The organism is Micromonospora yongxingensis (genome assembly GCF_052601155.1).
In genome coordinates this window covers 110,780-135,156 of record NZ_JBQXEO010000002.1, presented here as the reverse complement: position 1 = coordinate 135,156, position 24,377 = coordinate 110,780, and the positions used below count along the sequence as shown (strand labels likewise).

Here is a 24,377-nt window from a genome sequence, read left to right as displayed (position 1 = left end):
GGCACGCGAAGCGGCGGTCAGCGCGGTGCGCGCCTGACGATCCGCCTGAGGGCCAGGTATGCGGCTCCTCCGGCCAGCACCCAGGGCGCGGCGACGATGACCGGGTCGAGCGGGTGATGCACCCGGTCCACGCGCTTGCCGCGCAGGCGCGAGGAGAGCCCGTGGTGGGTGAACTCGCTCAGCACGCCGGTCTCGTTGACGGGGTTGTCGGGGTCGCGGGTCAGGAACGACCGGAGGGTGCTCTCCACCGTGTCCAGCCGGTCCGCCGCGAGGAGCAGCAGCCAGTGGGCCGCCCGGCCCTCGCTGTAGGTGCGGTAGGAGTACCGGCGGATCACCCCGGAGAGTCCCTTGGGCGGGCACGAGGTGCCGAACACCGGGGTGAGGAACTTGTGCTCGATCGACCTCTCCCGCGGCCACCTCTCGGGCTGCCGCTCCGGGAACTCCCAGTGCGCGCCGGTGAGGTCCGGGTCGAAACGCTCCTTCGGCACCGAGGGCCGGTCCTTCGGGTCGAGGTCGGCGCCCCACCCGGGGATACGGGCGCGCAACTCGTCGCTGGATTCGGCCAGTTTCGGCTTGTCCGGTGTGTAGGGCATGGTCGGGCTCCCGGTCGGATCAGGCGGCGTTCGGGACGATCAGCGGCTTGATGCAGCCGTCGAGCTTGGCGGAGAAGATGTGGTAGGCCTCGGCGACGTGCTCCAGCGGGATGCGGTGGGTCACGATGTCGCTGGGCTTGAGGTAGCCGTTGCGGATGTGCTCGAACAGGCGCGGCCACTGTCGCTTCACCGGGCACTGGTTCATCCGCAGGGTCAGCCCTTTGTTCAGCGCGTCGCCGAACTTGACGGCGCTGAACATCGGCCCGTACGCCCCCATGACCGAGATCGTGCCGCCCTTGCGGACGGAGTCGATCGCCCAGTTGAGGGCGACCGGGGAGCCGCCCTGGAGCTTCAGCTTCGTGGCGGTGACGTGCTGGAGGAAGTTGCCGTCCGCCTCCGCTCCGACGGCGTCGATGGCCACGTCGGCGCCCAGGTGGTCGGTGATCTTCTTCAGGTGGACGACGATGTCGTCGTACTCCGCGAAGTTGCAGGTCTCGGCGTGGGCGAACGACGCCGCCTTCTCCAGCCGGTAGTCGAGGTGGTCGATGACGATGACCCGGCCGGCGCCCATCAGCCAGGCCGACTTGGCGGCGTACAGACCCACCGGGCCCGCACCGAAGACCACGACCACGTCACCCTCGACGATGTCGCCGAGCTGCGCGCCGAAGTAGCCGGTGGCGAGCGCGTCGGTGAGGAGGACGGCGTCGTCGTCGTCCATCCACTCGGGAATCAGACTCGGGCCGACGTCGGCGAACGGCACCCGGACGAACTCGGCCTGACCGCCGTCGTAGCCGCCGCAGGTGTGCGAGTAGCCGTAGATGCCGCCCACGGCCGTGGCGTTGGGGTTGACGTTGTGACAGTTGCTGAACAGCCCTCGGGCGCAGAAGTAGCAGGACCCGCAGTACACGTTGAAGGGGACCATGACGCGGTCACCGGGCTTGACGTTCCGCACCGACGGGCCCACCTCGTCGACCACACCGATGAATTCGTGACCGAAGGTCATCCCGACACGCGTGTCGGGCATCATCCCGTGGTAGAGGTGCAGGTCCGACCCGCAGATCGCAGCCCGCGTCACCCGCACGATCGCGTCGTTGGGGTGCTCGACGGTGGGTCGGTCCTTCTCCTCCACGCGCACCCGGTACGGACCGCGGTAGACCATTGCTCGCATTCGCCGCCTCCTGGACCAGCGTGCTGGGTGGTCGATCGCCCCGGTTTCGCCGTCCGAAGCACTGGAATCCCTACCCCCGCCGTTTGGGGGCAAACCGTGACCCGGCCGCCATGTCGTCCCCGCCCGAAAAGGCGGTAGGGAGCCTAGGAGCCATGGAGGGTGCAGTCGGGTGGACAGTGGGTAATGGTCGGCGATGACGTCGACCTGGAAGCCCCACGAGGAGCACGGCAGTCTGTCCGAGAAAGAGAAGCGCGAGCTGCCGGAGAGCGTCTTCGCGTTCCCCGGCAAGCGCAAGGAGCCGCTGACCGACGCGGCACACGTCCGTAACGCCCTTGCCCGGTTCGACCAGGTCCAGGGCGTTGACGACGACGAACGTGACCAGGCGTTCCAGAACATCCTCGCCGCCGCCGCGCACTACGGCGTCGACGTCGCGGAGACCGACTGGCACCAGTTGGGTCGGCTACCCCACACGCCGAATCCCGCCCACTGATCGGCCCCCGTCAGCGGCGGTACGTGATCCGGAAGTCGAGCCGCCAGTCGACGCCGTCCTCGGACCGCTCCCACTGCGCGTCGATGGTGTCGCCATCCGGGCTCAGCGTCCCGGTGAAACGCTGGTTGAAGCCGGGCGCGTCGCGCCAGAGCCGCCAGACACCGTCGGCAAAGGCCATGCGGTAGACGCGGTGGACGCCGCGCGCGTCGGCGTACAGCATGGTGAACCCGTCGCCGGCGTCGTCGAGCCCGATCAGCGACGTCACCGGCAGCGGGTTGTTGTCCCGCCACGCCTGCGGTGCGGTGGCCGGCAGCGGGTCGGCGTCGGAGACCTGCCGCAGGAATGCGCCGCCCTCGACCCAGGAGAAATCGGTCCACCCGACACCCAGGTCCTCGACCTCCGGCTGCACCGTCCACCGGCCGACGAGCGCGTCGAGCCGTGCGAGCGCGGGATGGCGTTCCGCCATGTTCCGTACCCCCTTCTGCTGGCGACGGCCTCACCGTAACGCCGCGAGCGCGTCCGAGCGGCAGTGCCGGGTCAGTGTCGTAGCCGGATCTCGGCTGGTTCGCGGTCGCTGCGCAGCCCCTTCCAGGAGGGATGCCGCAGGCGGTGGTCCGGGGTCCAGGACCGGAAGGTGACGTCCCCGACCAGGGCCGGGTCGACCCAGACCGCGCCGCGGGCGTGCTCGCGTGGCACGGGGGAGCCGAACGGCGGGTCCGGTCGGCGGAGGGGATCAAGGCGCTGGAGAAGGTCGCGCAGCGCGGACTGTGTGAACCCGGTGCCGACGTGCCCGATGTAGGTCAACCTGCCGTCGGCGTCGTACATGCCGAGCAGCAGGGAGCCGATCGTGCCTTCCCGCCTGCCGGCTCCGGGTTTGTAGCCGCCCACGATGACTTCGACGGTGTCGTTTAGGGGCACCTTGACCCACGCCGGTGAGCGACGGCCGGGCTCGTACGCCGAGCCGAGCTGCTTGGCCACGACCCCTTCGAGACCGAGGTCGGCGGCCGCGGTGGCCAGGTCCCGGCCGGCGTCGCCGGTCCAGTAGGGCGGTGTGTCGATGCTCGTGCCGCTCAGCTCCAGCTGCTCCAGGGCGCTGCGCCGGTCGGTGTACGGCAGGTTCGTCAGGTCGCGCCCGTCGAGGTGCAGAAGATCGAAGACGTAGATCCGGACCGGAGTCGTGCCGACCAGGGCGGCGGACGGCGCGCGGACGTGCATCCGGTGCTGGAGTGCCGAGAAGCTGGGCCGGCCCTTGCCGTCGAGCGCCACGATCTCCCCGTCGAGTACCGCCTTCCGGCCGGTCAGCAGGTTCGCGAGTTCGTCCAGCTCGGGATACGCGCGGGTGATGTCGCGATCGTTGCGGCTGAGCAGCCGCACGCCGTCGGCGACGTAGCCGATCGCGCGCACCCCGTCCCACTTGAACTCGTACGCCCAGCCGGGCCCGTCGGGCAGTGCGCCGCTGGTGGCGAGCATCGGGCGCACGAGGGCCGGCATCCGGGACATGCCTCGATCATGACCAACCCGTTGCGCCGAGAGGAGGGCTTCGGGCATTCCCGGCCCGGGTGGCCGCAGCGTGCCGGGCGCTGGTGGCCCGCGACGGCGGGATAATCTTTGGGTGCCACGTTTCTGCCCGCCCCGCTGAGGGCAATCGCGCGCTCGGCGGCCCACCCGCAGGACCCAACCCGCGAACCCACTCCTCCTTCGCCCAGGACAACGCGAACGGCGCCACCCGGAAAGGTGCAGTCAGGTGTGTGCAGGGTCAGCTCGGTGCCACTCGGAGGCTTCCGTCATGGCTGAGCGGGTGATGTCGTGAGGTGCACGCTCCCCGTCCGGAGGACGAGCCTGGCCGGCGGCAGGCCCGTCCCGATCCACGAACCGGCGCGGACGACGGCAACCGCGCACCGGCAGCGGTGGGCGGTGGACACGATGGCCGTGGCACCGGACGACCACGTGCTGGAGATCGGGTGCGGCCGGGGAACAGCGGTCTCGCTCGTCGCCGAACGACTCACGACCGGCACGATCGTGGCGATCGACCGCGCGGCGACGATGGCGCGGCTCGCATCGGAACGCAACGCGGGTCACATCAGCTCCGGCAGGGCCGAGATCCGCGGTACGGGGTTCGAGTCCGCCGATCTCACCCGGCGTCACTTCACCAAGATTTTCGCGGTGAACGTCAGCCTGTTCTGGCTGGGCACCGCACCCGAGCAGATCGAGCGGGTCCGGGACCTGCTGGCTCCGGGAGGCGTGCTCTACATCTTCGGCGAGCGGCCCACGTCCGCGAACGCCGAGGGGAACGTCGTGTCGACAGAACGGCTGCTCCGCGCACACGGGTTCGACACCACGAGATCAATCGTGGCCCGCGGGCAGAGCCGTCTGTTCACCTGCGTCACCGGTACACCGACACCGTGAGATCGGCCTCGTAGGCGCGCGGATCGTCGTCCTCCATCACCTGCGTGCCCTCCTCACACCGAGTGGCTTGTTTGCGGCCGTCCGGCAGGGGCACAAGACCGATCATCCCGTTCGATGGAGGTATGTGAAATGGCCACCAGATCCGTTCCCGGCACCGGGACCACCGGCAAGCACCCCGTGCGTACCGCCGCCCAGGTGGTCGGTGCGGTGTTCCTGCTGGTCGGGATCCTCGGCTTCATTCCCGGTATCACCAGCAACTACGACACGATGACGTTCGCCGGGCACGAGTCCGAGGCGAAGCTGCTCGGGCTGTTCCAGGTGTCTATCCTGCACAACCTGGTTCACCTGGCGTTCGGCGTCGCCGGCCTCGCCCTGGCCCGCGCCATCTCCGGTGCACGCACGTACCTGATCGCCGGCGGTGCCGTCTACCTGGTGCTCTGGCTCTACGGTCTGGTGATCGACCACGAGAGCGGGGCCAACTTCGTGCCGCTCAACGGTGCCGACAACTGGCTGCACCTGTTCCTCGGCCTGGGCATGATCGCCCTCGGGGTGGCGCTGACCCGACGCCCGAACGACCACCGCTGACGTCGTACCCGGCCGGCCGCCCCGATGCGGGGCGGCCGGCCGTGTTCGTCCAGGCCCTCGAAACGTACGGACGGTCTCGTTCGGGACGCTCCGCCCGCTCGCGGTCGACAGTCAACGGGGCAGGGGGCCGACGTCGCTGTGTCGACCCGGACGCCGGGCGGCGTGTCGCTGTCCCGGGCCGGGGCCGTGCCGGCTGGCCAGCACGTCGGCCACCGCGCCGGTGACGAACCCGTAGACGGCCTTGTGCAGGACGTCGATGGCAAGCTCCCGACGGGGCCAGGTCTGCGGTGGCGCGCCGACGCCGGTGGCGTTCTCCAGGATCTGGTCGTTGGTGAGCCGCACGACGGTGAACATGCCCGAGGCCAGGGGCCCGCGCATCCCCGCGTTCGCCATCACCGCGCGCAGGACGCCCAGCACGGCGCCCTGCCCGTAGTGCATGCCCAGGTTCAGTGCCTGCGGTTGCCGCCGGGGCCGCTCCGGCAGGCCGGTCAGTCGTTCCAGCACCCTCGCCGGCACGTAGGAGTCGGGGCGGCCGGACACGCGCTGTTCGATCTTCTCGCCGAGCGTCATCACCGCCGCCCCGACAAGACCGGCGACCAGACCCTGCGGCACGGCACGTGTGAGCATGTCGGGCCTCTACCCCCGTACCCACTGTTCATGCCCGGCGGGCGCGGGGCCACGACCCCGACGGGACGCGGGTGTGAGGGCGAGGGGATTCGGGTACGGCGACGGACGTACCGCCGGTGGGACAGATGTGCCAGACGACAAGGAGATCGCGATGGGACAGCCGTCACCGAGCCCGGAGAGCGCCTTCGCCGAGCTGGGCGGCATCAGGCTGGACGAGGTCGACCTCGACGGGATGTTGCAGCGGATCGCCGAGCTGACCACGCGGACCGTGCCGGCGGCCCGCGACGTCTCGGTGACGCTGGTCCGGGGCGCCGAGGCACGGACCGTGGCCTCCACCAGCGATCTCGCCCGCGACCTCGACGACTGGCAGTACGAGCACGGCTTCGGCCCCTGCCTGGACTCCTCGCCCAGTGGCGACTCGATCAGCGTGCCGGACACGACGTCCGAGACGCGCTGGCCGGAGTGGGCGGGTTACGCCCACGGCCGAGGTGTCGGCAGTTCCCTGTCGATCGGCCTGCCGATCCAGGAGGCCGTCGTGGGCGCCCTCAACGTCTACGGCGTGGAGACCCACGCCTTCGACGATCAGGCGATCGCCGTCGTGGAGCGGTTCGCCTCGTACGCCGCCGTGGTTCTGGCCAACACCCACCTCTACGACAGCGCGGCCACCCTCGCCGAGCAGATGCGGGAGGCGATGCGCAGCCGGGCGGTCATCGAACAGGCCAAGGGAATCATCATGGGGGAGCGGCACTGTTCCTCGGAGGAGGCGTTCGCGCTGTTGTCGAAGATCTCCCAGGACACCAACCGGAAGGTTCGTGAGGTCGCCGAGGCCCTCGTCTCCCGGGCGGTCGGCGCCAGTCGGGTCTGATGCGATCGTTCTCCTGGTTTCCGACCCGTTCCGCGGGGGCACCGACCGGTGAAGACCCCCGCGGACGGATTCTGGGGCATGGCCTCCGGGCGGCCCCTGTGGAGCAAGGAGAGTGTGGAGTTGGCGCCGTGGCCCGATGATTCCCCGTCAGGCGAACTCACCAGTGGCATGGTGGCCCTGGCCGGTCTCCCGGACGCCTCACCGGCGGTGCCGGGGCTGCTGGCGCGGCTGGTCCATCTGGCCGCGGTCCTGGTGGACCCGGTGGACTACGTGTCCGTCACGGTCGCCCGCCACAGCCACCATCTGACCCGGGCCGCCAGCGACCCGGCCGCCGAGGCGGTGGACCTGGCCCAGTACGCGCAGGACGACGGCCCCTGCCTGACGGCTCTGCGCTCCGGCGGGCCCGTTGCCGTTCCCGACGTCGCCCAGGTGTTCGTCTGGCCCCGCTTCCGCGACGTCGCCTGGCAGGCCGGTGTGCGGGCCTCGTTGTCCATCCCGCTCTTCGCCGGCAGCGGTGAGACTGTCGCCGCGCTCAACCTCTACGCCCGCGACGCCGTCGCGATGGGGATCCTCATCCAGCACGTCGACGCCTGCTACCGGTCGGGCGGTGACACGCCGTCGTCCCCGCCACTGGACGCGGGCAGCCAGCAGCTCGTCGCCGGCGTCGACGGTGCGCTGCGCAGCAGGGACCTCATTCAGCGGGCACTCGGCGTCCTCATGGGCCGAGAGGGTCTCTCCGCCGCCGCGGCCTACCGGCACCTGGTGGAGGCGACGCCACCAGGGGCATCCTTGACCGCGACGGCGGCGAGCATCGTGCGGCAGCTCCAGCTCTGAACGGGTCGCCCGGTCCGGTGGCCGTTGCCGCCCCGGCGTTGTCCCGCCGGGGCGACAGGTCGGCGTCCTACTGGGCGGTGACCAGGTGCACCCGTAGCTTGGCCAGCGCTCGGGTCAGCAGCCGGGAGACGTGCATCTGTGAGACACCGACCTGCGCGGCGATCTCCTGTTGGGTGAGGTTTCCGTAGAAACGCAGTGAAATGATCTTCTGCTCGCGTTCGTCGAGGGCGGCGAGCGCCGGGACGAGAGCCACCCGCAGCTCGGCGAGAGCCAGCTCGTTGTCCTCGCCGCCGAGCATGTCCCCCAGCTCCGTCGATCCGGTGCCGTCGCCGACGGGGCTGGACAGGGACACCGCGTTGTAGGCGCGCGCCCCCTCCAGACTCTCGAGGACCTCTTCCTCGGTGAGGCCCAGGTGGTCGGCGATGTCGGTGACGGTGGGGGAGCGGCCCAGCGTCTGCGTGAGGCTGCTGTTGGCCTTGCCGATGGCCATCCGCCGCTCCTGCAACCGTCGTGGGACGCGGATGTCCCAGGTGCGGTCGCGGAAGTGGCGCTTGATCTCTCCGACGATCGTGGGGATGGCGTAGCTGGTGAAGTCGATGCCCCGCGTCCAGTCGAACTTGTCGATCGCCTTGATGAGGCCGATCGCGGCGGTCTGCATCAGATCATCGCCCGGTTCCCCGCGGCCCTTGTAGCGCCGGGCGAGGTGGTGGGCCAGCGGTAGCCAGGCCTCGATGGCCCGGTCCCTGGCGGCCGGCCGGGCAGGGTGGTCAAGTGGTAGTGCGGCCAGCTCCGTGAGGAGTTGGCTGGCCGACGCCTCGGCTGCGCCGCTCTGGTCGGCCTCGGCGGCCGCCGACATGGATGGGTTGGTACTGGTGGTGGTCACGAGGGTCCTCCGCTGTCTCGTTGCGGGGTGTCGTTCAGGGCGCGGCCACGGCCACCGAGGGTGTGCCGGGGCAGCGCTGGCGCCCTGAGGGATGCGAGCTGCGCTGTCGTTGTTGCCAGGGGAGACGCGGCCAGCGTGAGGGCGATGCCGTCGCTTGCGCCGGATCGTGTCGGGCGTGCAGGCCCCGACGATCTGCGGCGCGGTGAGCGGGGCTGGCGGCATAGCCTCGCCGGCCCTGCGGTGGATGGATCGCCGGTCACGTGCGGACCTCCCGAGGTGCGGGAATGTGTCGGGCACGTGGCTTGACCCAGAGGGAAGCCTAGAACGGTTCGCGGAATCCCGCCACCGGGACGGATCACAGGGTGGACGAGACCCGCGCCCTTCGTCGGCCGGGCACCTGACGGGACGCACGAAGGGGCCGTGTGGGGCGTGACAGCCCCACACGGCCCGGGTGTGGTTTCGGTCAGGCGACTGCGCGGCTCAGTCGAACCGGCGGGTCAGCGGCGCGGCCTCGGCGCGACGCGCGGCAGGACGTACGGCGGCCCGGCGAAGATCAGGTCCGACTTCAGCTCCTGGTACGCCCGCTTGGGTTGGTAGTTCTCGTCGTAGATGGTGGCCATCCCCTGGGGCGGATCGTTGAACCAGTCCGGCACCCAGGAGTGCCGGTCGGTGAAGCCCCAGACGGTGTACGACAGGCAGCTGCGTACGGCGAGGCAGGCCTTCATCAGCACGCTGAAGTTGGCGGCCGCCGCCTGAAGTCTGGGGTTGATCTCGGCGGAGTTGCCGGCCTGGACCCCCTCGGTGAGCTCGCTGCGGACGTCGACCTCGGTGAACGCGGTGGCGACGCCGAGCGCGGCGAACTTCTTCAGCGCCGCGGTCACCTGGAGGGTGTCGTAGTTGCCGTACTGGGTGCCCAGGTGGCCCTGGGAGCCGACGCCGTCGATCGGGACGCGCTGCGCGAGCAGGCCCTTGACCATGTCGTGGACGAATTGTGTCTTGTCGTCGGCCGGGTTGCCCGAGCCGAACGCCTCGATGTTGTAGTCGTTGTAGAACAGCAGCGCCCTGGGGTCGGCGGCGCGCGCCCAGCGGAACGCGTCGGCGATGTAGCCGGGCCCGAGGTTCTGCGCCCAGAAGCCCTTGTAGTGCAGGGTCGACGGGGTGTCCCAGGGGTCGCTGACCGCCTCGTTGACCACGTCCCACTGCCAGATCTTGCCCTTGTACCGGTTGACGACGGTGGTGATGTGCTTGCGCAGCAGCTCGCGCAGCTCCTGCTTGGTGATGGAGCCGTCGGCGACGCCACTGGTCAGCCAGGCGGGCAGTTGGTTGTGCCAGACCAGGACGTGGCCGCGCACGCTCTGCCCGTTGCGTTTGGCGAACTCGACGAGCTGGTCGGCCGCGGCCCAGTCGTAGGCACCGCGGGTGGGCTCCAGGCTCTCCCACTTCATCGCGTTCTCGGCGGTGACCGAGGAGAACTCCGAGGCGGCCAGCCTGCGGTACTCCGGGTCGTTGGCGTCGTTGAGCGCCGCCAGGTCGACCGCGGTGCCGACCTGGAGGCCGTGGCGCAGGCCGAGAGCGCCCAGGGTCTGTGCGGTCGGGTCGTAGGGCCGGTTCGCAGTGGCCGGCAGCGTGTTCACCGCCGCGGCGGTCGCGACCGCGACCGCGCCGACAGTGATCCACCGTCTGAGCTTCATCTGCCTTCCCTTCGGCATCGATCGACAACAGTCGATCATCGATTGGAGGGTGCGGCCCCGGTGCTGATGGGGCTGGGAGCGGGAGTCGGCGCCGGGTGCCGTGGAGGTTCGGGATGACCGTGGGTGGCGCCGGTAGCTCCGGACAGAGACCGGAAACTTGCTCGAAACATTAAGGGGATCGATGTCCCTCGTCAACCACGAGGACTTCCGGAAATTCCTCAGGTGAGCTGCGGTGCCCCGATCAACCCGGGACCGAAACTTTCGAAGCGTGGCTGTCGCAGCCGCCCGCTCCAGCATGGACGCCGGCCGGTGGACCGTGGGGACGTCGGAGGAGTCGCAGGCGCGGGAGAGCTCAGCCCTCGGCAGGCCGCGGCCTATCGCCCACGGGGCGGCGGCGACGGTGTGGCCGACGCCTGACGCCCCGATCGCTGTGGGCCGGTGGTGGTCTGCTGGGTGTGCCAGCGGGCCACCTCGTCGGCGGCGGCGACGCGTACCGGGTCGGGGTTGGCCCAGCTCCAGTTGGGGTGGGCGCGGTTGGTGAGAAGGACGAACACGAGCCTGCGGGTGGGGTCGGCCAGGAGCGAGGTGCCGGTGAAGCCGGTGTGCCCGAAGGTGCCCGCACGGCTGAGCTGGCCCATGAACCACGGCTGGTTGAGCACCACGCCGAGTCCGTGGTCGGAGGTGCGGCGGGGTCGTTCGGGGTCGACGGCCGGCAGCCCGGCGTTGGCGTTGGTCAGCATCCGGCGCACCGTGCTCTCGGCCAGGATCCGGCGCCCACCGTAGGTGCCGCCGTCGAGCAGGAGCTGACCGATGACGGCGACCTCCGCGGCGGTGCTGAAGATCCCCGCGTGCCCGGCGATGCCGCCGAGGTGGTTGGCGACGTCGTCGTGCACGACCCCGCGCAGGAGGCCGCGCGAGGAGCGGGCGTCGGTGGCGACCATCCGGGCGGCCCGTTCCGCGCTGCTGATCCAGGTGTTCGGGTTGAAGCCGGTCCACTTCAGGCCGAGCGGGTCGGTCAGGCCGCTCTTGAGTGCCTGGTCGAGGCGTTGGCCGGTGACCTTCTCGACGAGCTTGCCGGCGACCATCAGGCCGACGCTGGAGTAGCGGAACACCCGACCGGGCACGCTGCCGCTGACCAGCGGGGTGGCCAGGACCGCCTTCCACTTCTCGGCGAGGGTGGGATAGCCGGTGACGCTGGCGCCCACGGGCAGCCCGCTGGTGTGCGCCAGGAGCATCGCCACGGTGACGGCCGACTTGCCGGCGCCGGTGAACTCGGGCAGGTAGCGCACCACGGGGGCGTCCAGGTCGAGGCGACCCTGCTCGACCTGCTGGAGGACGAGGATGGACGTGTAGACCTTCGTGATCGACGCGAGGTCGAAGATGGAGTCGGGACGCATCCGGACACGCTGCGCGGCCGGCAGGAGCACCGGCCCGGCATCGAAGCGGAGCGCCTCGCCGACGGTCGCCTGCCCGCTCGTCTGCCCGCCGGTGACGGCGAGCGCCACGGCGCCGGCGTACGTGGGGTGCGAGGGGTTCTGGCTGGTGGGCTGCAGGTGGACGTTGAGGACGCCGGTCAGGCGTTGGGTGAGCGTCCTGGGCGTACGCACGATGCGGCCGGCGGAGCCGCCCTGACCGGCCACGGGCTCAGTCGGGGTCTGCCACGAACCCGCCTGCTCGGCCGGGGTCTTCGCCTGGCAGCCGGTGAGCGCCACGGCGGCGGCGGAGAGGCCGAGGCCCAGCATCGAACGACGATCGATACGCACGGCAGGATCATGCCATGTCACGGTGCCTCCGCTCGACGGGCGAACGGCCACGCGGTGCGTGAGGATGCGGAGATGGCTGAGTATCCGCATCTGCTGCACACCGTCATCGACACCACCAACACCCGGGAACTGGCCGAGTTCTATCGGCAGCTGCTGGGGCTGCGATACCGCAACGGCGACGAACCTCCTGCCGACGGCGCTGCGGACGACGCCGACTGGCTCGTTCTCGTGGACGCGAGTGATTCCCCCCAGCTGGCGTTTCAGCAGGTGGAGCGTCTGGAGCGTACGACGTGGCCCGAGCATGACGTCCCGATGCAGATGCACCTCGACCTCACAGTGTCCAGTGTCGAGGAGTTGCAGCGGCAGCGGGAGAGGGCGGAGTCGCTCGGGGCGCGCCTGCTGCTCGACCGGACGGACGACTCGGACGAGCCGCTCTACGTCCTCGCGGACCCGTCGGGCCATCCGTTCTGCATCTTCGTCGGCTGATCAGAAGCGACGCAGGTTTCGCTCCGATCAACCCGTTGACACGGCCGTGGTCCGCCCGGAACTATCAGCGACAGTTCACCGGCTCCTCGTTCGTTCGTCACGAACCCTCATGACAACGATGTCAGGACCGGCCGCAGCAGTCCCGTTCCACTCTGCCCAGACGTTTGACGTACTCGACCCGGTTCGAGGCGAAAGGCCCTGCCCTATGTCGCATTCCCCCCTCGCGCGCTCCACACGACTGCTCGCCGCGACAACCGCGGTCCTGCTCCCGGTGGGGTTGCTCGTCGCCGCACCCCTGGCCAGCGCCGCGCCCAGCGCGGCTGCGCCCGGCAACTTCAGCTCGTCGTTCGAGTCGGCCGACCCGCAGCCCGCGACGACCACCGTGGAGGTCGGCCCGAACGGAAAACCGCTCCAGGGAAACCTGAGCGGAACCGTCACCACACTGCCAGGCAGCCTGCTCGACCAGGTCAGCGCGGTGACCGCGAGCGCCGAGAACCCGCCGAACGAGATCGCCGCGAACCTCAAGGACGGCGACTCGTCGACGAAGTGGCTGGTGTTCGCCTCGACCGGCTGGGTGACGTACCGGCTCGCCGAGCCCGCGAAGGTGGTGCGGTACTCGCTGACCTCGGCGGACGACGCACCGAACCGCGACCCGAAAGACTTCGTCGTGCAGGGCTCGAACGACGGCAGCACCTGGACCGACCTGGACCGGCGGGCCGGCGAGAAGTTCAGCGGGCGGTTCGCCACCAACATCTACAACTTCACCAACACCACCGCCTACGGCTACTACCGGCTGAGCGTCACCGCGAACTCCGGTGACCCCCTGGTCCAACTGGCCGACTGGAACATCAGCGACGGATCGAACGTCAGGCCGCCGGCCACCCCGATGGTCAGCGAGGTCGGCGCCGGTCCGAACGGCGGCTACACCACGAAGCCCGAGGCCGGTTTCACCGGACTGGCCGCGCTGCGGTACTCCGGTGGCGCCGAAGGCGACGGCCGCGCGTACGGGACCAACAAGCTCTTCGACGTCGACATCCCGGTCGGCCCGGCGACCCGGCTGTCCTACAAGATCTTCCCGGAGTTCACCGGCCACGACGGGCGGTACCCGTCCACCTACACGGCCGTCGACCTGCACTTCACCGACGGCAGCTACCTGAGCGGCCGTTCCCCGGTCGACCAGCACGGCTACTCGCTCACCGCCACCGGGCAGGGTGCGTCGAAGGTGCTCTACGCCGATCAGTGGAACGCGGTGCAGACCGACGTCGGCGCGCTCGCGCGCGGCAAGACGATCGACCGCATCCTGCTCGCCTACGACAACCCGCAGGCCACCGGTGAGACCCGGTTCCAGGGCTGGCTCGACGACGTCCAGGTGACGGGCTCGCCGGCGTCCATCGACGGCTCACGGCTGACCAACTACGTCGACACCCGGCGCGGCACCAACTCGACGGGTGGGTTCTCGCGCGGCAACAACCTGCCGATCACCTCGGTGCCGAACGGCTTCAACTTCTTCACGCCGGTCACCGACGCCACGTCCGACTCGTGGGAGTACCAGTACCACCGGGTGAACAACGCCGCCAACCTGCCGACGTTGCAGGGTCTCGCGATCTCGCACGAGCCCAGCCCGTGGATGGGTGACCGCAACCAGATGTCGGTGATGCCGGTGGCGGGCGACCGTCCTCTCACCGGGCCGCCCTCCAGCCGGGCTCTCGCCTTCAGCCACGACGACGAGACGGCGCAGCCGGACCTCTACCGCGTCGCGCTGCAGAACGGTCTGGTCGCCGAGATGTCGCCGACCGACCACGCCGGGATCATGCGGTTCACCTTCCCGTCCGGGCCGGCGACCGGAAGCCTCGTCTTCTACAACGGCACCTTCACCATCGGCGCCGACGGCACGTTCACCGGCTGGGTCGACAACGGAAGCGGCCTGTCGGCCGGCCGGACCCGCATGTTCGTGTCCGGCGCCTTCGACCGCGCGCCGACGGCGTCGTCCGCGACGTCCGCCACCTTCGACGTCACCGGGAACCGGGAGGTGACGATGCGCATCGCGACCTCGTTCCTCTCGGTCGACCAGGCGCGCCGGAATCTGGACCTGGAGGTCACCGGTAGGAGCTTCGACCAGGTCCACGCCGCCGCCACCGCGGCATGGAAGGACCGACTCGGCCGGGTGGAGGTGCAGGGCGCGACCGAGGCGCAGCTGGTGACGATGTACTCCAACCTGTACCGGCTGAACCTGTACCCGAACTCGCAGTCGGAGAACACCGGCACGGCCGCCGCGCCGCGCTGGCAGTACGCGAGCCCGGTGTCGGCCCCCACCGGCACGTCGACCCCCACCCGCACCGGCGCGAAGATCGTCGACGGGCAGATCTACGTCAACAACGGCTTCTGGGACACCTACCGCACCGTGTGGCCCGCCTACGCGCTGCTGTACCCGGACGTCGCCGCCAGGATCTCCGACGGGTTCGTCCAGCACTACCGCGACGGCGGCTGGATCGCCCGCTGGTCGTCGCCCGGCTACGCCGACCTGATGACCGGCACCAGCGCGAACGTCGCACTGGCCCAGGCGTACCTCACCGGGGTCAAGCTGCCCGACCCGCTGGCGGCGTACGACGCGGCGGTCAAGGACGCGACCGTCGCGTCCGGGCGCAGCGCGGTCGGCCGCAAGGGCATCGAGAGCTCGTTGTTCCTCGGCTACACGCCCACCTCCACCGGCGAGTCGGTCTCGTGGGCGCTGGAGGGCTTCATCAACGACTTCGGCATCGGCAACATGGGCGCGGCCCTGGCCAAGGACCCGGCGACGCCGAAGTCGGAGCGCGGGCGGCTCAAGGAGGAGTCCCGGTACTTCCTGGAGCGCGCCCGCAACTACGTCCACCTCTTCGACCCGAAGACGAAGCTCTTCCAGGGCCGCGACGCCGCCGGTAACTTCCTCGCCGGCGACCCGCTGGACTGGGGTGGCGTCTACACCGAGACCAACGGGTGGAACTTCGCCTTCACCGCCCAGCAGGACGGCCAGGGCCTGGTCAACCTGTACGGCGGCCAGGAGGCGCTGCGCGACAAGCTCGACGAGTTCTTCTCCACCCCGGAGAAGGCCGACCGCCCCGGCGGGTACGGCGGCACGATCCACGAGATGCTCGAGGCGCAGGCGGTGCGGATGGGGCAGCTCGGCATGAGCAACCAACCGTCGCACCACATCCCGTACATGTACGACGTCGCGGGCGCGCCGGCCCGCACGCAGGCGATCGTGCGCGAGATCCTGCAACGCCTCTACGTGGGCAGCGAGATCGGCCAGGGCTACCTGGGCGACGAGGACAACGGCGAGATGTCGGCCTGGTACGTCCTCAGCTCGCTGGGCATCTACCCGCTGCAGGCCGGGTCGGCCCACTGGGCCATCGGCTCGCCGCAGTTCAGCAGGATGACGGTCCACCGTACGAGCGGCGACATCGTCGTCAACGCGTCGAACAACAGCACCAAGAACGTGTACGTGCAGAGCGTCGAGGTCAACGGTAAGAAGCAGCGTGAGGTGTCCCTCGACGTGTCCGCCCTCGCCAAGGGCGGCACGATCGACTTCCAGATGGGCCCCAACCCGTCGTCCTGGGGCAGCGGCAAGAACGACGCGCCGCCGTCACTGACCAAGGGTGACGAGGCGCCCAAGCCACTGCAGGACACCACCGGCCCCGGCCTCGGCACCGCGACCGCCGGTGGCGGTGAGGACGCGTCGAAGCTGTTCGACGACTCGTCGACCACGCAGCTGACGTTCACCTCCGCCACGCCACAGGTCGGCTGGGCCTTCCGGGGTGGCAAGCAGAAGCCGCGGTACTACACCATCACCTCCGGTGCGGCCGCCGGCGACCCAGCGGCCTGGCGGCTGCAGGGTTCCAACGACGGCATCACCTGGAGCACCGTCGACTCCCGCAGCGACGAGGTGTTCCCGTGGCGTAACCAGACCCGCCCGTTCACGATCAGCGATCCGGGCCGGTACGCGCAGTTCCGCCTCGCCGTGACGAAGACCGTCGGCGCCGCGCAGACGAACCTCGCCGAGGTCGAACTGCTCGCCGGAGGTGACCTCGAACTCGGTGGTGGCGACATCACGGTGACCGCCGCGGGCAGCGTGCACGCGACCTCGGGCGTACCCGTGTCGATGCCGCTGGCCTCCGTCACCGGCGGCAACGCCACCGGCTACACGGCCACGATCGACTGGGGTGACGGCTCACCGGCCACCGAGGGCACCCTGACGCTGAGCTCGCGGGCTGTCTACAGCGTCAGTGGGTCACACACGTACGCCACACCGGGACACCACCAGGCGAGCGTCACGGTCACCGACGGCACCGGTCAGAGCTCGGCGACGGTCGGCGTCGACGTGACCTACGCGCCGCCCTCCGGGCTCGCCGCCGCATTCGACACCGTCTGCGTCGGCGACGAAGGCACCCTCGCCGCGAACTGCGACGCCAAGTCGTGGGCGTACTCGCGGGCCGCCCTGACGGCGGCCGGCGTGACCCAGGGCCAGCGGCACCAGGTGCCGGGCACGGCACTGAACTTCACGCTGCCGGTGATCCCCGCGGGTCAGCCGGACAACGCCACCGGCAACGGCAAGACGGTCGTGCTCAACCTGCCGGCCGACGCCAGGAGCATCTCGTTCATCGGCGCCGGTACGCAGGGCAACCAGAGCACCACGGGCACGGCGACGTTCAGCGACGGCAGCACCGCCAGCATCCCGATCCAGATGAGTGATTGGACGCTGGGCGGTAACGCCAACGGCACCCCGTCCTACGGCAACACCGTCATGGCCAAGGCCGCGTACCGGCTGAGCGGTACCAGCCGGGACGGCGCCCAGCCGTTCCTGTTCGCCACCGCGCCGTACCAGATCCCGGCGGGCCGAACGCTCGTCTCGGTGACCCTCCCGACGCAGACCGGCAACCCCGGCTCGGAGGGCAGGATCCACGTGTTCGCCATCGCCGACGACGGCACGCCCGCCCCCGCGCTGGCGACCGTCGCCCCCAGCGACCAGACGGTCGACGCCGGTCAGGTCCTCTCGGCGAAGCTCGGCTCGGTGACCGGCGGCGTCCCCGGCGCCACCGGCTACCACGCCCGCGTCCAGTGGGGTGACGGCACGATTCCGGACGACGTCACGATCGGTCAGGACGGTGCGCTGAGCGGCCAGCACACCTATGCGCGGGCGGGCACCTACACGGTGCACGTCACGGCGTGGGACACGCTGTCGAGCAGCACCCGGATATTCACCGTGACCGTGGCGGGTGCCAACCGCCAGCCGGCGATCGCGGTGTCCGCGTCCACCACCACCGGTGACACGATCACCGTCAACGGCAGCGGGTTCGCTGCCGGCGAGCAGGTGACCGTCACTCTCGGCACCAGTCCGGCCCGGACCATGAAGGTCGCGGCGTCGGCGGCGGGAGCGGTACGAGCCTCGGTTGCGACGTCGGACGACGCGCAGCCTGGCCGGTACTCGGTCACCGCCACCGGCGCGTCCTCCCGGACCCCGGCGACGGCCACCGTCCAGGTGACCGAGCAGCAGGAGGTGCGGAGGTACGAACCGGCGGCGGCGCTCACGACGACGGCGGGACCGCGCGGCACCTCGATCACGGTCGACGGTTCCGGGTTCGCCCCGAACGAGACGGTCACGATCAACTTTGGTGACGGCCTCGCGGTCAGCACCGTCCGGGCGAACGGTGACGGCGTGATCTCCGGCGCTGCCGTCAGCGTTCCCGGGGCGGCGAAGGCCGGCTCGGCCAGCGTCACGCTGGCGGGCTCCACGTCGACGACGCGCGTTTCCCTGCCCTTCACCGTCACCGGTTCGAACTGATCCAGGGGTGACAGAGCGCTGCGGGAGGGCCGTGATCACGGCCCTCCCGCAGCGTGACAGGTAGAAGGCGAAGCATGGCGACGCCAACCGGTGCGCCGCCGGCCGGTCTCAGTCTGCCCGCCGTCGCTTCCGCGAACGCCGGTGCGGGGCCTGGTCCGGTTCGGACGGGTCGGGGCGTTCGACCCGGGTGGGGTCGCCGCGAACGAGCTCGTCGTGGATGCGCCACCGGGAGGTGGTGACGGCACGTCGGGCCGCCTCGTCGCCGTCCTCGATGCGCCGCCGCAGGAGTCGCAGCGCGATGCGGCGGTTCAGGCTGAACTGCCGCTCGTCGTCCACCACCACCACGATGCCCGAGGGACGGTGGGTCGCCCGTACCGCCGTGCTGGCCTTGTTGCGGTGCTGACCGCCGGGCCCGCCGGTGCGGCAGGCGACGATGTGTACGTCCGCCTCCGCGAACCTCGTCGGCGGAGCGTCGAGCTGGGGTGGGCGAGCGGTGACGTACCAGTTCTTCCGACCGGTGCCCGACCGGTAGGGGCTGGGCGCCTGCCAGCACAGGGTGCCGGTCCACGAGGCGGCGAAGGCCGCGGCGCCGGCACCGGAGATCTGGATCAGGGCCGATCGGTGGGTGCCGGGCCGGTCACCCGGCAGGGTCTCTTCCCTCCGGGTCGTCAGGCCCTGTGCGATGGCGTCGTCCTCGATACGGCGCAGCAGGTGGGTCAGCGCCCAGGCGCACTCCTGCCGGCCACGCCCGGCCGACAGCAGCAGGCGCACGCTCACGACCGCCCCCGCCTGCGACGCTGGTCACGGCGGTCCGGCCGGGCCGCGGATCCAGCGTCGGGCGTCTTGTAGGTGACCAGCGGAGTGGTGGCGGCCACCGGTGTGGCCAGATGGTGGTCGACCAGGTCGGCGATCACCTGCTCGATGCGCTTGTACGCCGTGGGCGCCTCCTCGAAGAGCAACTGGCGGTCCCCGCACACCACCACGGAACCCACCGGCGTGCGGCGCAGCTCCTCGACCGTGTGCTTGGCCCGGCCCCGGCGCAGGGCGTCGGCGCGGGACATCTTGCGGCCCGCGCCGTGCGCCACCGAGTGGTTGGCGTCCGGGCCGGCGTGGGCGGCCACGAGGTAGGAGGCGGTACCCCGCGTACCGGCGATGAGCACGTCACGGCCGTCACCGGGGGCCGCGCCCTTGCGGTGCAGGTAGACCCCGTCGCGGACCTCGACCAGGTTGTGGCACTGGTCCACGATCGGCTCGGTGGGCTCGGCGCCCAGGGCGTACGCGACCCGGGCGGCCATCAGCCGACGGTTGAGTGACCCCCACCGCACGGCGTCGTCGTGCATGGCCAGGTAGGCGGCCGGGTCAGGGGCGGGGCCGGCGCCGTGGACCTCGGTGTGCGCCCGCAGGATCCGCTCGCCCAGTCCACGGGAACCACTGTGGACGATGAGGACGAGGTCGCCGGCGTCGAGCCCGAGGCGGCTGGCGTGGCCGGGGTCGAAGACGGTCTCGACGCGTGCGAGTTCGACGAAGTGGTTACCCCGGCCGACCGTCCCGAGGCCCTCCAGGTGACCGGCGGGGATGTCGTCCGGCACGACGGCCCAGGCCGGGTCGTCGGCGTGCTGCTGCGGGTCCAGCGCGCGGTCGAGGTCGGGGAACCGGGCGGCGAGCCGCTCGGGCACGGCGCGCTTGAGCCGGATGGGGAACACGGCGATGCCGCAGCCGATGTCGGAGCCCACCAAGAACGGGTACAGCACGGTCGACGCCATGGCGGCGCCGATGGGCGCGCCCTTGCCCGGATGCAGGTCCGGCATGGCGGCAACGTGGATCATGCCGTCGAGGGCGGCCACCTGCCGGCACTGCGTGAGGGCGTCGGACTCGACCCAGCTGGCGGGGGAGGCGAAGACGGTGACGGTGGCGGGGGTGGATCGGGGCAGCGACTCCCGATCCGAGAGGTGCTGGGACAAGGTGGCTCACTTTTCGCGCAGACGGAGGGGCGGACGGCGTCACGGCCCCGGGCGGTGCCGCCGGGGGCTCGGAGCAGTGGGGTGGTGTCCGTCAGTACGTCATGGACCCACTCTGGCGGAGGTCACCGCGCCCGGCAATCGAGTTTCGAGGGCTGACCGGCTGGACCACTCAACCGGTCGCGGCCGGTCTGGTCGCCCGGCCGAGGACGCACGGCGAGGACGGGCTGTTGCTGCCGGCCGGAAACCGGAACCGGTGCACGTCCTCGATGACGAACCCGGCGGAGCTGATGGCGGCGGCCGTGTCCCGGCCGGTGTGGCAGCCGGCGAACAGTTTCGGCCAGAGCGTCGCGTCGAGCAGTCGTTGGGCCTGTTGCAGACGGCCGGGCTCCTCGACGGCGACGTGCTCGAAGAACCGCAACTGACCACCGGGACGCAGCACCCGGCCGATCTCGGCGAGCGCGCTCGCCTGGTCGGGCACGGTGCACAACACCAACGCGGCCACGGCCGCGTCGAACTCGCCGTCCCCGGCGGGCAGCGCCTCGGCCAGACCGTCGACGACCGTGACCGGTACCGGCGCCGTCGACGCCGCCCTGAGAGCGGCCGCACGCAGCCGTCGTTCCGGCTCGACCGCGACGACCTCGGTGACCGCGGGAGGGTAGTGGGGGAACATCCGTCCGTTGCCCGCGCCGATCTCGATCACCCGGCCGGACAGGCCGGCCACCAGGTCCCGTCGGTACTCGGCGGTGCCGGCACGGTCCATGGCCACACTGAGTCGCTCGTAGACCCGGGCGAACACCGGGTGGGACACCGCCGCCATGCCGACCTCCAGGTGCGCTGGGACGCCGTCACCATCCTGCACGACCTGCGCAATCATGAGCCGTGATGTCCCAGCGCCAGACATCCACAGGTACGTAGCCTGATGTCGTCCGTGGCTCCACCGACCGGGGCTTCCCGGCAACTGGATCGAGGCACCTGTCACGGATCGGCGCCCTGTTTCCGTCGTACCTGGTTGGCAACGACTCAGCCCATCGCGGGCAGGCAGGAAGTGGATCGATCATGAAGATCGTCGTCATCGGCGGCAGCGGCCTCATCGGCTCCAAGCTCGTGGACCGTCTCGGCGAGCAGGGCCACGAGGCGGTGCCGGCGTCGCCCAAGACCGGCGTGAACACACTGACCGGCGAAGGGGTCGGTGAGGTGCTCGACGGCGCCGACGTCGTCGTCGACGTGTCGAACTCGCCCTCGTTCGAGGACGCCGCCGTGCTGGAGTTCTTCGAGACGTCCACCCGGAACCTTCTCGCGGCCGCGGCGGCCGCCGGGGTGGGGCACTACGTGGCGCTCTCGATCGTGGGTTCGGACCGCATTCCCGACAGCGGGTACATGCGGGCGAAGGTCGCCCAGGAGAAGCTCATCACCGCGTCCGGTCTGCCCTATTCGCTGGTGCACGCCACGCAGTTCTTCGAGTTCGTCCAGGGCATCATCGACGCCGCCGCGGACGGCGACACCGTACGCCTCGCGCCGGTGTTCATCCAGCCGATGGCGGCCGACGACGTCGCGGCCGCGGTGGCCGAGGTCACGGTCGGCGCACCGATGAACGGGGCGGTCGACATCGCCGGACCGGAGCAGTTCCGCCTCGACGAACTGGGTCGATCCGTCCTCGCCGCCCAGTCCGACCCCCGCTCGGTGGTGACCGACCCCGAGGCCCGGTACTTCGGCGCGAAACTCGGCGAACGCTCACTCGTTCCCGCTGGCGACGCCCGCGTCGCCGACACCAACCTCGACGAATGGCGTGCGCAGGCGGCTCGCGGGAAGTGACGTCCCCGGCGCGCTACGGCGGGTCGGTTCTGGGACCCGCCGTAGCGCCCAGGCGCTCCACCAGCTCCCGCACCGCCCGGATGAACCGGTCGTCGGACTCGCACCCCCAGTGCCCCTGGATCGGTGGGGGGACGCTGTCGCCGGGCGGAGTCACCACGCCGCGCGGATCTCGCAGCCGGCGGTCCACCGTCGCGGCCGGGCCGTCGACGGTCGCCACCTCACCCGGCCGGTGGCCGGAGAAGATCCAGCCACCGATGGGGTCGGTGTCACGCCACAGGTTCACCCACCGCCAGCCGACCCGGTCGCCAACCTCCTGCAGCACCGCGTCGTCGATGTAGGCGGGGAAGAGCCGGCCGTAGAGCCGCCGCAGCGGTGCCCCGTCGGTGAGCAGGGCGACCCGGCTGCCGACCTGTGGTGGCAACTGGAGCACCGTCGCGGCGACCAGGACCGAGCCGTGGCTGTGCCCGGTGAGCACCACCGCGTCGCCGCGTTCCACCAGGTAGGTGATGCGTCGGGTCAGCTCCGGCACGGCCCGCTCGGCATAGCAGGGCGGCGCGAACGGGTGGGCGGCCCGGGGCCAGAAGGTGCCCAGGTCCCAGATGACTCCGACGTACCGCCGGAACTGGCTGGTCCGGTAGGCGAAGACTCCGCCGATGACCAGGCCGAGGATGATCGCCGCGATCACCCAACTGCCGAACGCGATGGCGAAGGTGACGACGTCGGACGGCACGCCGGCGTACCGCTCGACGACGTCGCTCGGGAACAGCCCCAGCAGGCCGATGGTGGTGGTGGCCGTGCCGAGTCCCGCGAGACAGCCGAAGACCACGGCCAGGGGCACCAGCTTCTCGGTGAACAGGGCACGTGCGATCACCTTGCGCACCTGCCGCAGGCGGGGCTCGGCCTCGGCGGGCGGGTCCGGGTGGTCGCGCGCGACGATCGCCGCAGCGGCGCGGTACCGGCCGCGGCGGGAGATCAGAATGACCAGGCCCACGACGATCAGCGTGAACAGCACCGTCCGGAAGAAGCCGAAGATCGCCCAGGTGTACGCCCACGGCGGGCCGTTGACGATTCCCTCTCCGGTCGGGGCATCGCGATCCAGGAAGTCCGCCACCCGGTAGACCAGCTCCGCGGAGTACGCCACCGCCAGACTGATCGCGACGGCCACCATCACCAGCGTTCCGAGCCCGAACAGCGGGGTGGCGCCCCGCCGGTCCCGGCGCCAGAGCAGCACCACACCCAGGGCCACCAGCAGTGCCGTCTGGGCGACGAACACGCAGGCCAGAATCGCCTCGTAGCCGGGCAGGGCGCCCCCGGTGCGCCACGGCGCCGGGTTGGCCAGCACGTGGGCCACGACCACCACGGTCAGGATGATGGCGGTCGTCCGGAGCGTGGTGGTGATCGCGTCGAGCCGCCGGTCGGTAGCGCCCCGGTCGATCAGCGGGGGCGTGCAGAGCAGGACCACGCAGGCGGCCAGGACCACCCCGGTGACCACGACCAGCGTGATCGTGCCGGCCGAGGCGCCGCTCGCGGCTCGGGCGGCGAGCAGCGTGACGTCCAGTGTCGCGAACGCCGCCGCCACGTGGATGGAGCGCAGCCGACCCACCAGCGGCTCGGCGTCCCACTGACCGACCGCGCCGAGCGGTAGACCGGAGACCTCCCTCTCGGGTGCGCGAAAAGCCTCGAAGGTTCTGCCCGGGCGGTTGCTGAGCCGCCAGAGCATGCCGATGGCGGCGGCCGGGCCCAGCGCGAGCACCGCCAGCCGCAGCCCGGTGGGTTGCCCTCCCAACCACGAGAACCAGCTACGCCCGGCCAGGCAGCCCGACGAGGTCATGCACTTCCAGGCCAGCAGGTCCAGGGCGACGCCGGCGGCGGCGAGGACGTACAGCGCGGTGAGCGTGAGTGCCAGCACCCGGCAGAGCGACTTGACCACGGCCTCGGAGCCAGGGTTCGCCGGGCGCATCCAGATCGCCACGTTGGCCAGCATGAACGGCAGCAGGAAGACCAGCGCGAGGGTGCGGGCCACGGTCCCGGAGGGCAGATCACCCCAGCGGTACGCCTCCAGCGCCACCCCCTGCGCGCCGCTGGTGTGCGAGCAGCTCGGACGGGCCCGGTAGAAGCCGCCGCTGCGATCTCCCGCGACCTGCGAGGTCTGCTCCAGGCCCAACACCTGCTCGGCGCTCCTACTGGAGACCCCGTGCACCCGCAGCTCGACGACCCCGTCAGAGCTGCCCGACCCGGTCAATAGCGCTGATCCATCCGACAATCGCCCCCCAGGCGTCCCGGCAGCCCCTGCCCCACGCATCCGGCCGAGGACGCCCCGCCACCCACGTGGCAGGCCGGGGTCTACCCGGCCTGGAGGGGGACAATCGTGGCACCAGCGGCGTCCTGCACAGCGACA

The 24,377-nt window shown here is 70.8% G+C and carries 20 protein-coding genes; 8 read left to right on the top strand and 12 right to left on the bottom strand.

The window, feature by feature from the left end; genetic code table 11:
- Positions 1-17: 17 nt before the first annotated feature.
- Positions 18-593 carry a hypothetical protein gene (locus ACTWLT_RS03765; protein ID WP_445317146.1) on the bottom strand — a complete coding sequence of 192 codons (576 nt, stop codon included), beginning with the start codon at positions 591-593 and terminating at the stop codon, positions 18-20.
- 19 nt (positions 594-612) lie between these two features.
- The gene (locus ACTWLT_RS03760; protein ID WP_445317145.1) at positions 613-1,761 is read right to left on the bottom strand and encodes a zinc-dependent alcohol dehydrogenase; all 1,149 of its coding nucleotides are present in this window, start codon (positions 1,759-1,761) and stop codon (positions 613-615) included.
- Between the two features lie 193 nt (positions 1,762-1,954).
- On the opposite strand from ACTWLT_RS03760, the gene ACTWLT_RS03755 reads away from it, so the two are divergent.
- Positions 1,955-2,251, top strand: a complete 297-nt coding sequence (locus ACTWLT_RS03755) for a DUF6582 domain-containing protein (protein ID WP_252416370.1) — start codon at positions 1,955-1,957, stop codon at positions 2,249-2,251.
- Positions 2,252-2,261: 10 nt separating this feature from the next.
- Here ACTWLT_RS03755 and ACTWLT_RS03750 read toward each other — a convergent pair whose 3' ends face one another.
- Together ACTWLT_RS03750 and ligD are read right to left on the bottom strand one after the other, a co-directional pair.
- On the bottom strand, positions 2,262-2,717 hold the full coding sequence (locus tag ACTWLT_RS03750; RefSeq protein ID WP_445317144.1) for a hypothetical protein: 456 nt from the start codon (positions 2,715-2,717) through the stop codon (positions 2,262-2,264).
- A gap of 71 nt (positions 2,718-2,788) precedes the next feature.
- Positions 2,789-3,751 carry a non-homologous end-joining DNA ligase gene (gene ligD, locus ACTWLT_RS03745; protein WP_445317143.1) on the bottom strand — a complete coding sequence of 321 codons (963 nt, stop codon included), beginning with the start codon at positions 3,749-3,751 and terminating at the stop codon, positions 2,789-2,791.
- Positions 3,752-4,174: 423 nt separating this feature from the next.
- Between ligD and ACTWLT_RS03740 the strand changes: the two genes are divergently transcribed.
- Positions 4,175-4,657, top strand: a complete 483-nt coding sequence (locus ACTWLT_RS03740) for a class I SAM-dependent methyltransferase (protein WP_445317142.1) — start codon at positions 4,175-4,177, stop codon at positions 4,655-4,657.
- 129 nt (positions 4,658-4,786) lie between these two features.
- Positions 4,787-5,242: a DUF4383 domain-containing protein gene (locus ACTWLT_RS03735; RefSeq protein ID WP_445317141.1), complete on the top strand. Its 456-nt coding sequence runs from the start codon at positions 4,787-4,789 to the stop codon at positions 5,240-5,242.
- A gap of 111 nt (positions 5,243-5,353) precedes the next feature.
- On the opposite strand, the gene ACTWLT_RS03730 is transcribed toward ACTWLT_RS03735, so the two are convergent.
- Positions 5,354-5,869 carry a hypothetical protein gene (locus ACTWLT_RS03730; protein ID WP_252416365.1) on the bottom strand — a complete coding sequence of 172 codons (516 nt, stop codon included), beginning with the start codon at positions 5,867-5,869 and terminating at the stop codon, positions 5,354-5,356.
- A 151-nt stretch (positions 5,870-6,020) separates the two neighbouring features.
- On the opposite strand from ACTWLT_RS03730, the gene ACTWLT_RS03725 reads away from it, so the two are divergent.
- Positions 6,021-6,734: an ANTAR domain-containing protein gene (locus ACTWLT_RS03725; RefSeq protein ID WP_445317140.1), complete on the top strand. Its 714-nt coding sequence runs from the start codon at positions 6,021-6,023 to the stop codon at positions 6,732-6,734.
- A 48-nt stretch (positions 6,735-6,782) separates the two neighbouring features.
- Positions 6,783-7,568 (top strand): GAF and ANTAR domain-containing protein, encoded by a 786-nt coding sequence (locus ACTWLT_RS03720; RefSeq protein WP_445317139.1) that lies wholly within the window; start codon positions 6,783-6,785, stop codon positions 7,566-7,568.
- Positions 7,569-7,635: 67 nt separating this feature from the next.
- On the opposite strand, the gene ACTWLT_RS03715 is transcribed toward ACTWLT_RS03720, so the two are convergent.
- The 3 genes from ACTWLT_RS03715 to ACTWLT_RS03705 form a co-directional block, all read right to left on the bottom strand.
- Complete coding sequence (locus ACTWLT_RS03715; protein ID WP_445317392.1) at positions 7,636-8,424, bottom strand: RNA polymerase sigma factor SigF; 789 nt, start codon at positions 8,422-8,424, stop codon at positions 7,636-7,638.
- Positions 8,425-8,948: 524 nt separating this feature from the next.
- Positions 8,949-10,142 (bottom strand): endo-1,4-beta-xylanase, encoded by a 1,194-nt coding sequence (locus tag ACTWLT_RS03710; RefSeq protein ID WP_445317138.1) that lies wholly within the window; start codon positions 10,140-10,142, stop codon positions 8,949-8,951.
- A 374-nt stretch (positions 10,143-10,516) separates the two neighbouring features.
- Positions 10,517-11,905, bottom strand: a complete 1,389-nt coding sequence (locus tag ACTWLT_RS03705) for a serine hydrolase domain-containing protein (RefSeq protein ID WP_445317137.1) — start codon at positions 11,903-11,905, stop codon at positions 10,517-10,519.
- A 72-nt stretch (positions 11,906-11,977) separates the two neighbouring features.
- Here ACTWLT_RS03705 and ACTWLT_RS03700 point away from each other — a divergent pair, with 72 nt between their 5' ends.
- Positions 11,978-12,391: a VOC family protein gene (locus tag ACTWLT_RS03700; protein WP_252416360.1), complete on the top strand. Its 414-nt coding sequence runs from the start codon at positions 11,978-11,980 to the stop codon at positions 12,389-12,391.
- Between the two features lie 205 nt (positions 12,392-12,596).
- On the top strand, positions 12,597-18,206 hold the full coding sequence (locus ACTWLT_RS03695) for a GH92 family glycosyl hydrolase (protein ID WP_445317136.1): 5,610 nt from the start codon (positions 12,597-12,599) through the stop codon (positions 18,204-18,206).
- Positions 18,207-18,314: 108 nt separating this feature from the next.
- On the opposite strand, the gene prfH is transcribed toward ACTWLT_RS03695, so the two are convergent.
- The 3 genes from prfH to ACTWLT_RS03680 all read right to left on the bottom strand — a co-directional run bounded on the left by prfH (position 18,315) and on the right by ACTWLT_RS03680 (position 21,026).
- Positions 18,315-18,983: a peptide chain release factor H gene (gene prfH, locus ACTWLT_RS03690; RefSeq protein WP_445317135.1), complete on the bottom strand. Its 669-nt coding sequence runs from the start codon at positions 18,981-18,983 to the stop codon at positions 18,315-18,317.
- Positions 18,980-20,167 (bottom strand): RNA ligase RtcB family protein, encoded by a 1,188-nt coding sequence (locus tag ACTWLT_RS03685; protein WP_445317134.1) that lies wholly within the window; start codon positions 20,165-20,167, stop codon positions 18,980-18,982. The genes prfH and ACTWLT_RS03685 overlap by 4 nt, the downstream gene beginning before the upstream one ends.
- A gap of 169 nt (positions 20,168-20,336) precedes the next feature.
- On the bottom strand, positions 20,337-21,026 hold the full coding sequence (locus ACTWLT_RS03680) for a class I SAM-dependent methyltransferase (protein WP_445317133.1): 690 nt from the start codon (positions 21,024-21,026) through the stop codon (positions 20,337-20,339).
- Positions 21,027-21,223: 197 nt separating this feature from the next.
- On the opposite strand from ACTWLT_RS03680, the gene ACTWLT_RS03675 reads away from it, so the two are divergent.
- A complete protein-coding gene (locus tag ACTWLT_RS03675; RefSeq protein WP_445317132.1) occupies positions 21,224-21,979 on the top strand; it encodes an SDR family oxidoreductase in 756 nt (251 codons plus the stop codon).
- A 13-nt stretch (positions 21,980-21,992) separates the two neighbouring features.
- On the opposite strand, the gene ACTWLT_RS03670 is transcribed toward ACTWLT_RS03675, so the two are convergent.
- Positions 21,993-24,221 carry a hypothetical protein gene (locus ACTWLT_RS03670; RefSeq protein WP_445317131.1) on the bottom strand — a complete coding sequence of 743 codons (2,229 nt, stop codon included), beginning with the start codon at positions 24,219-24,221 and terminating at the stop codon, positions 21,993-21,995.
- Between the last annotated feature and the right edge of the window lie 156 nt (positions 24,222-24,377).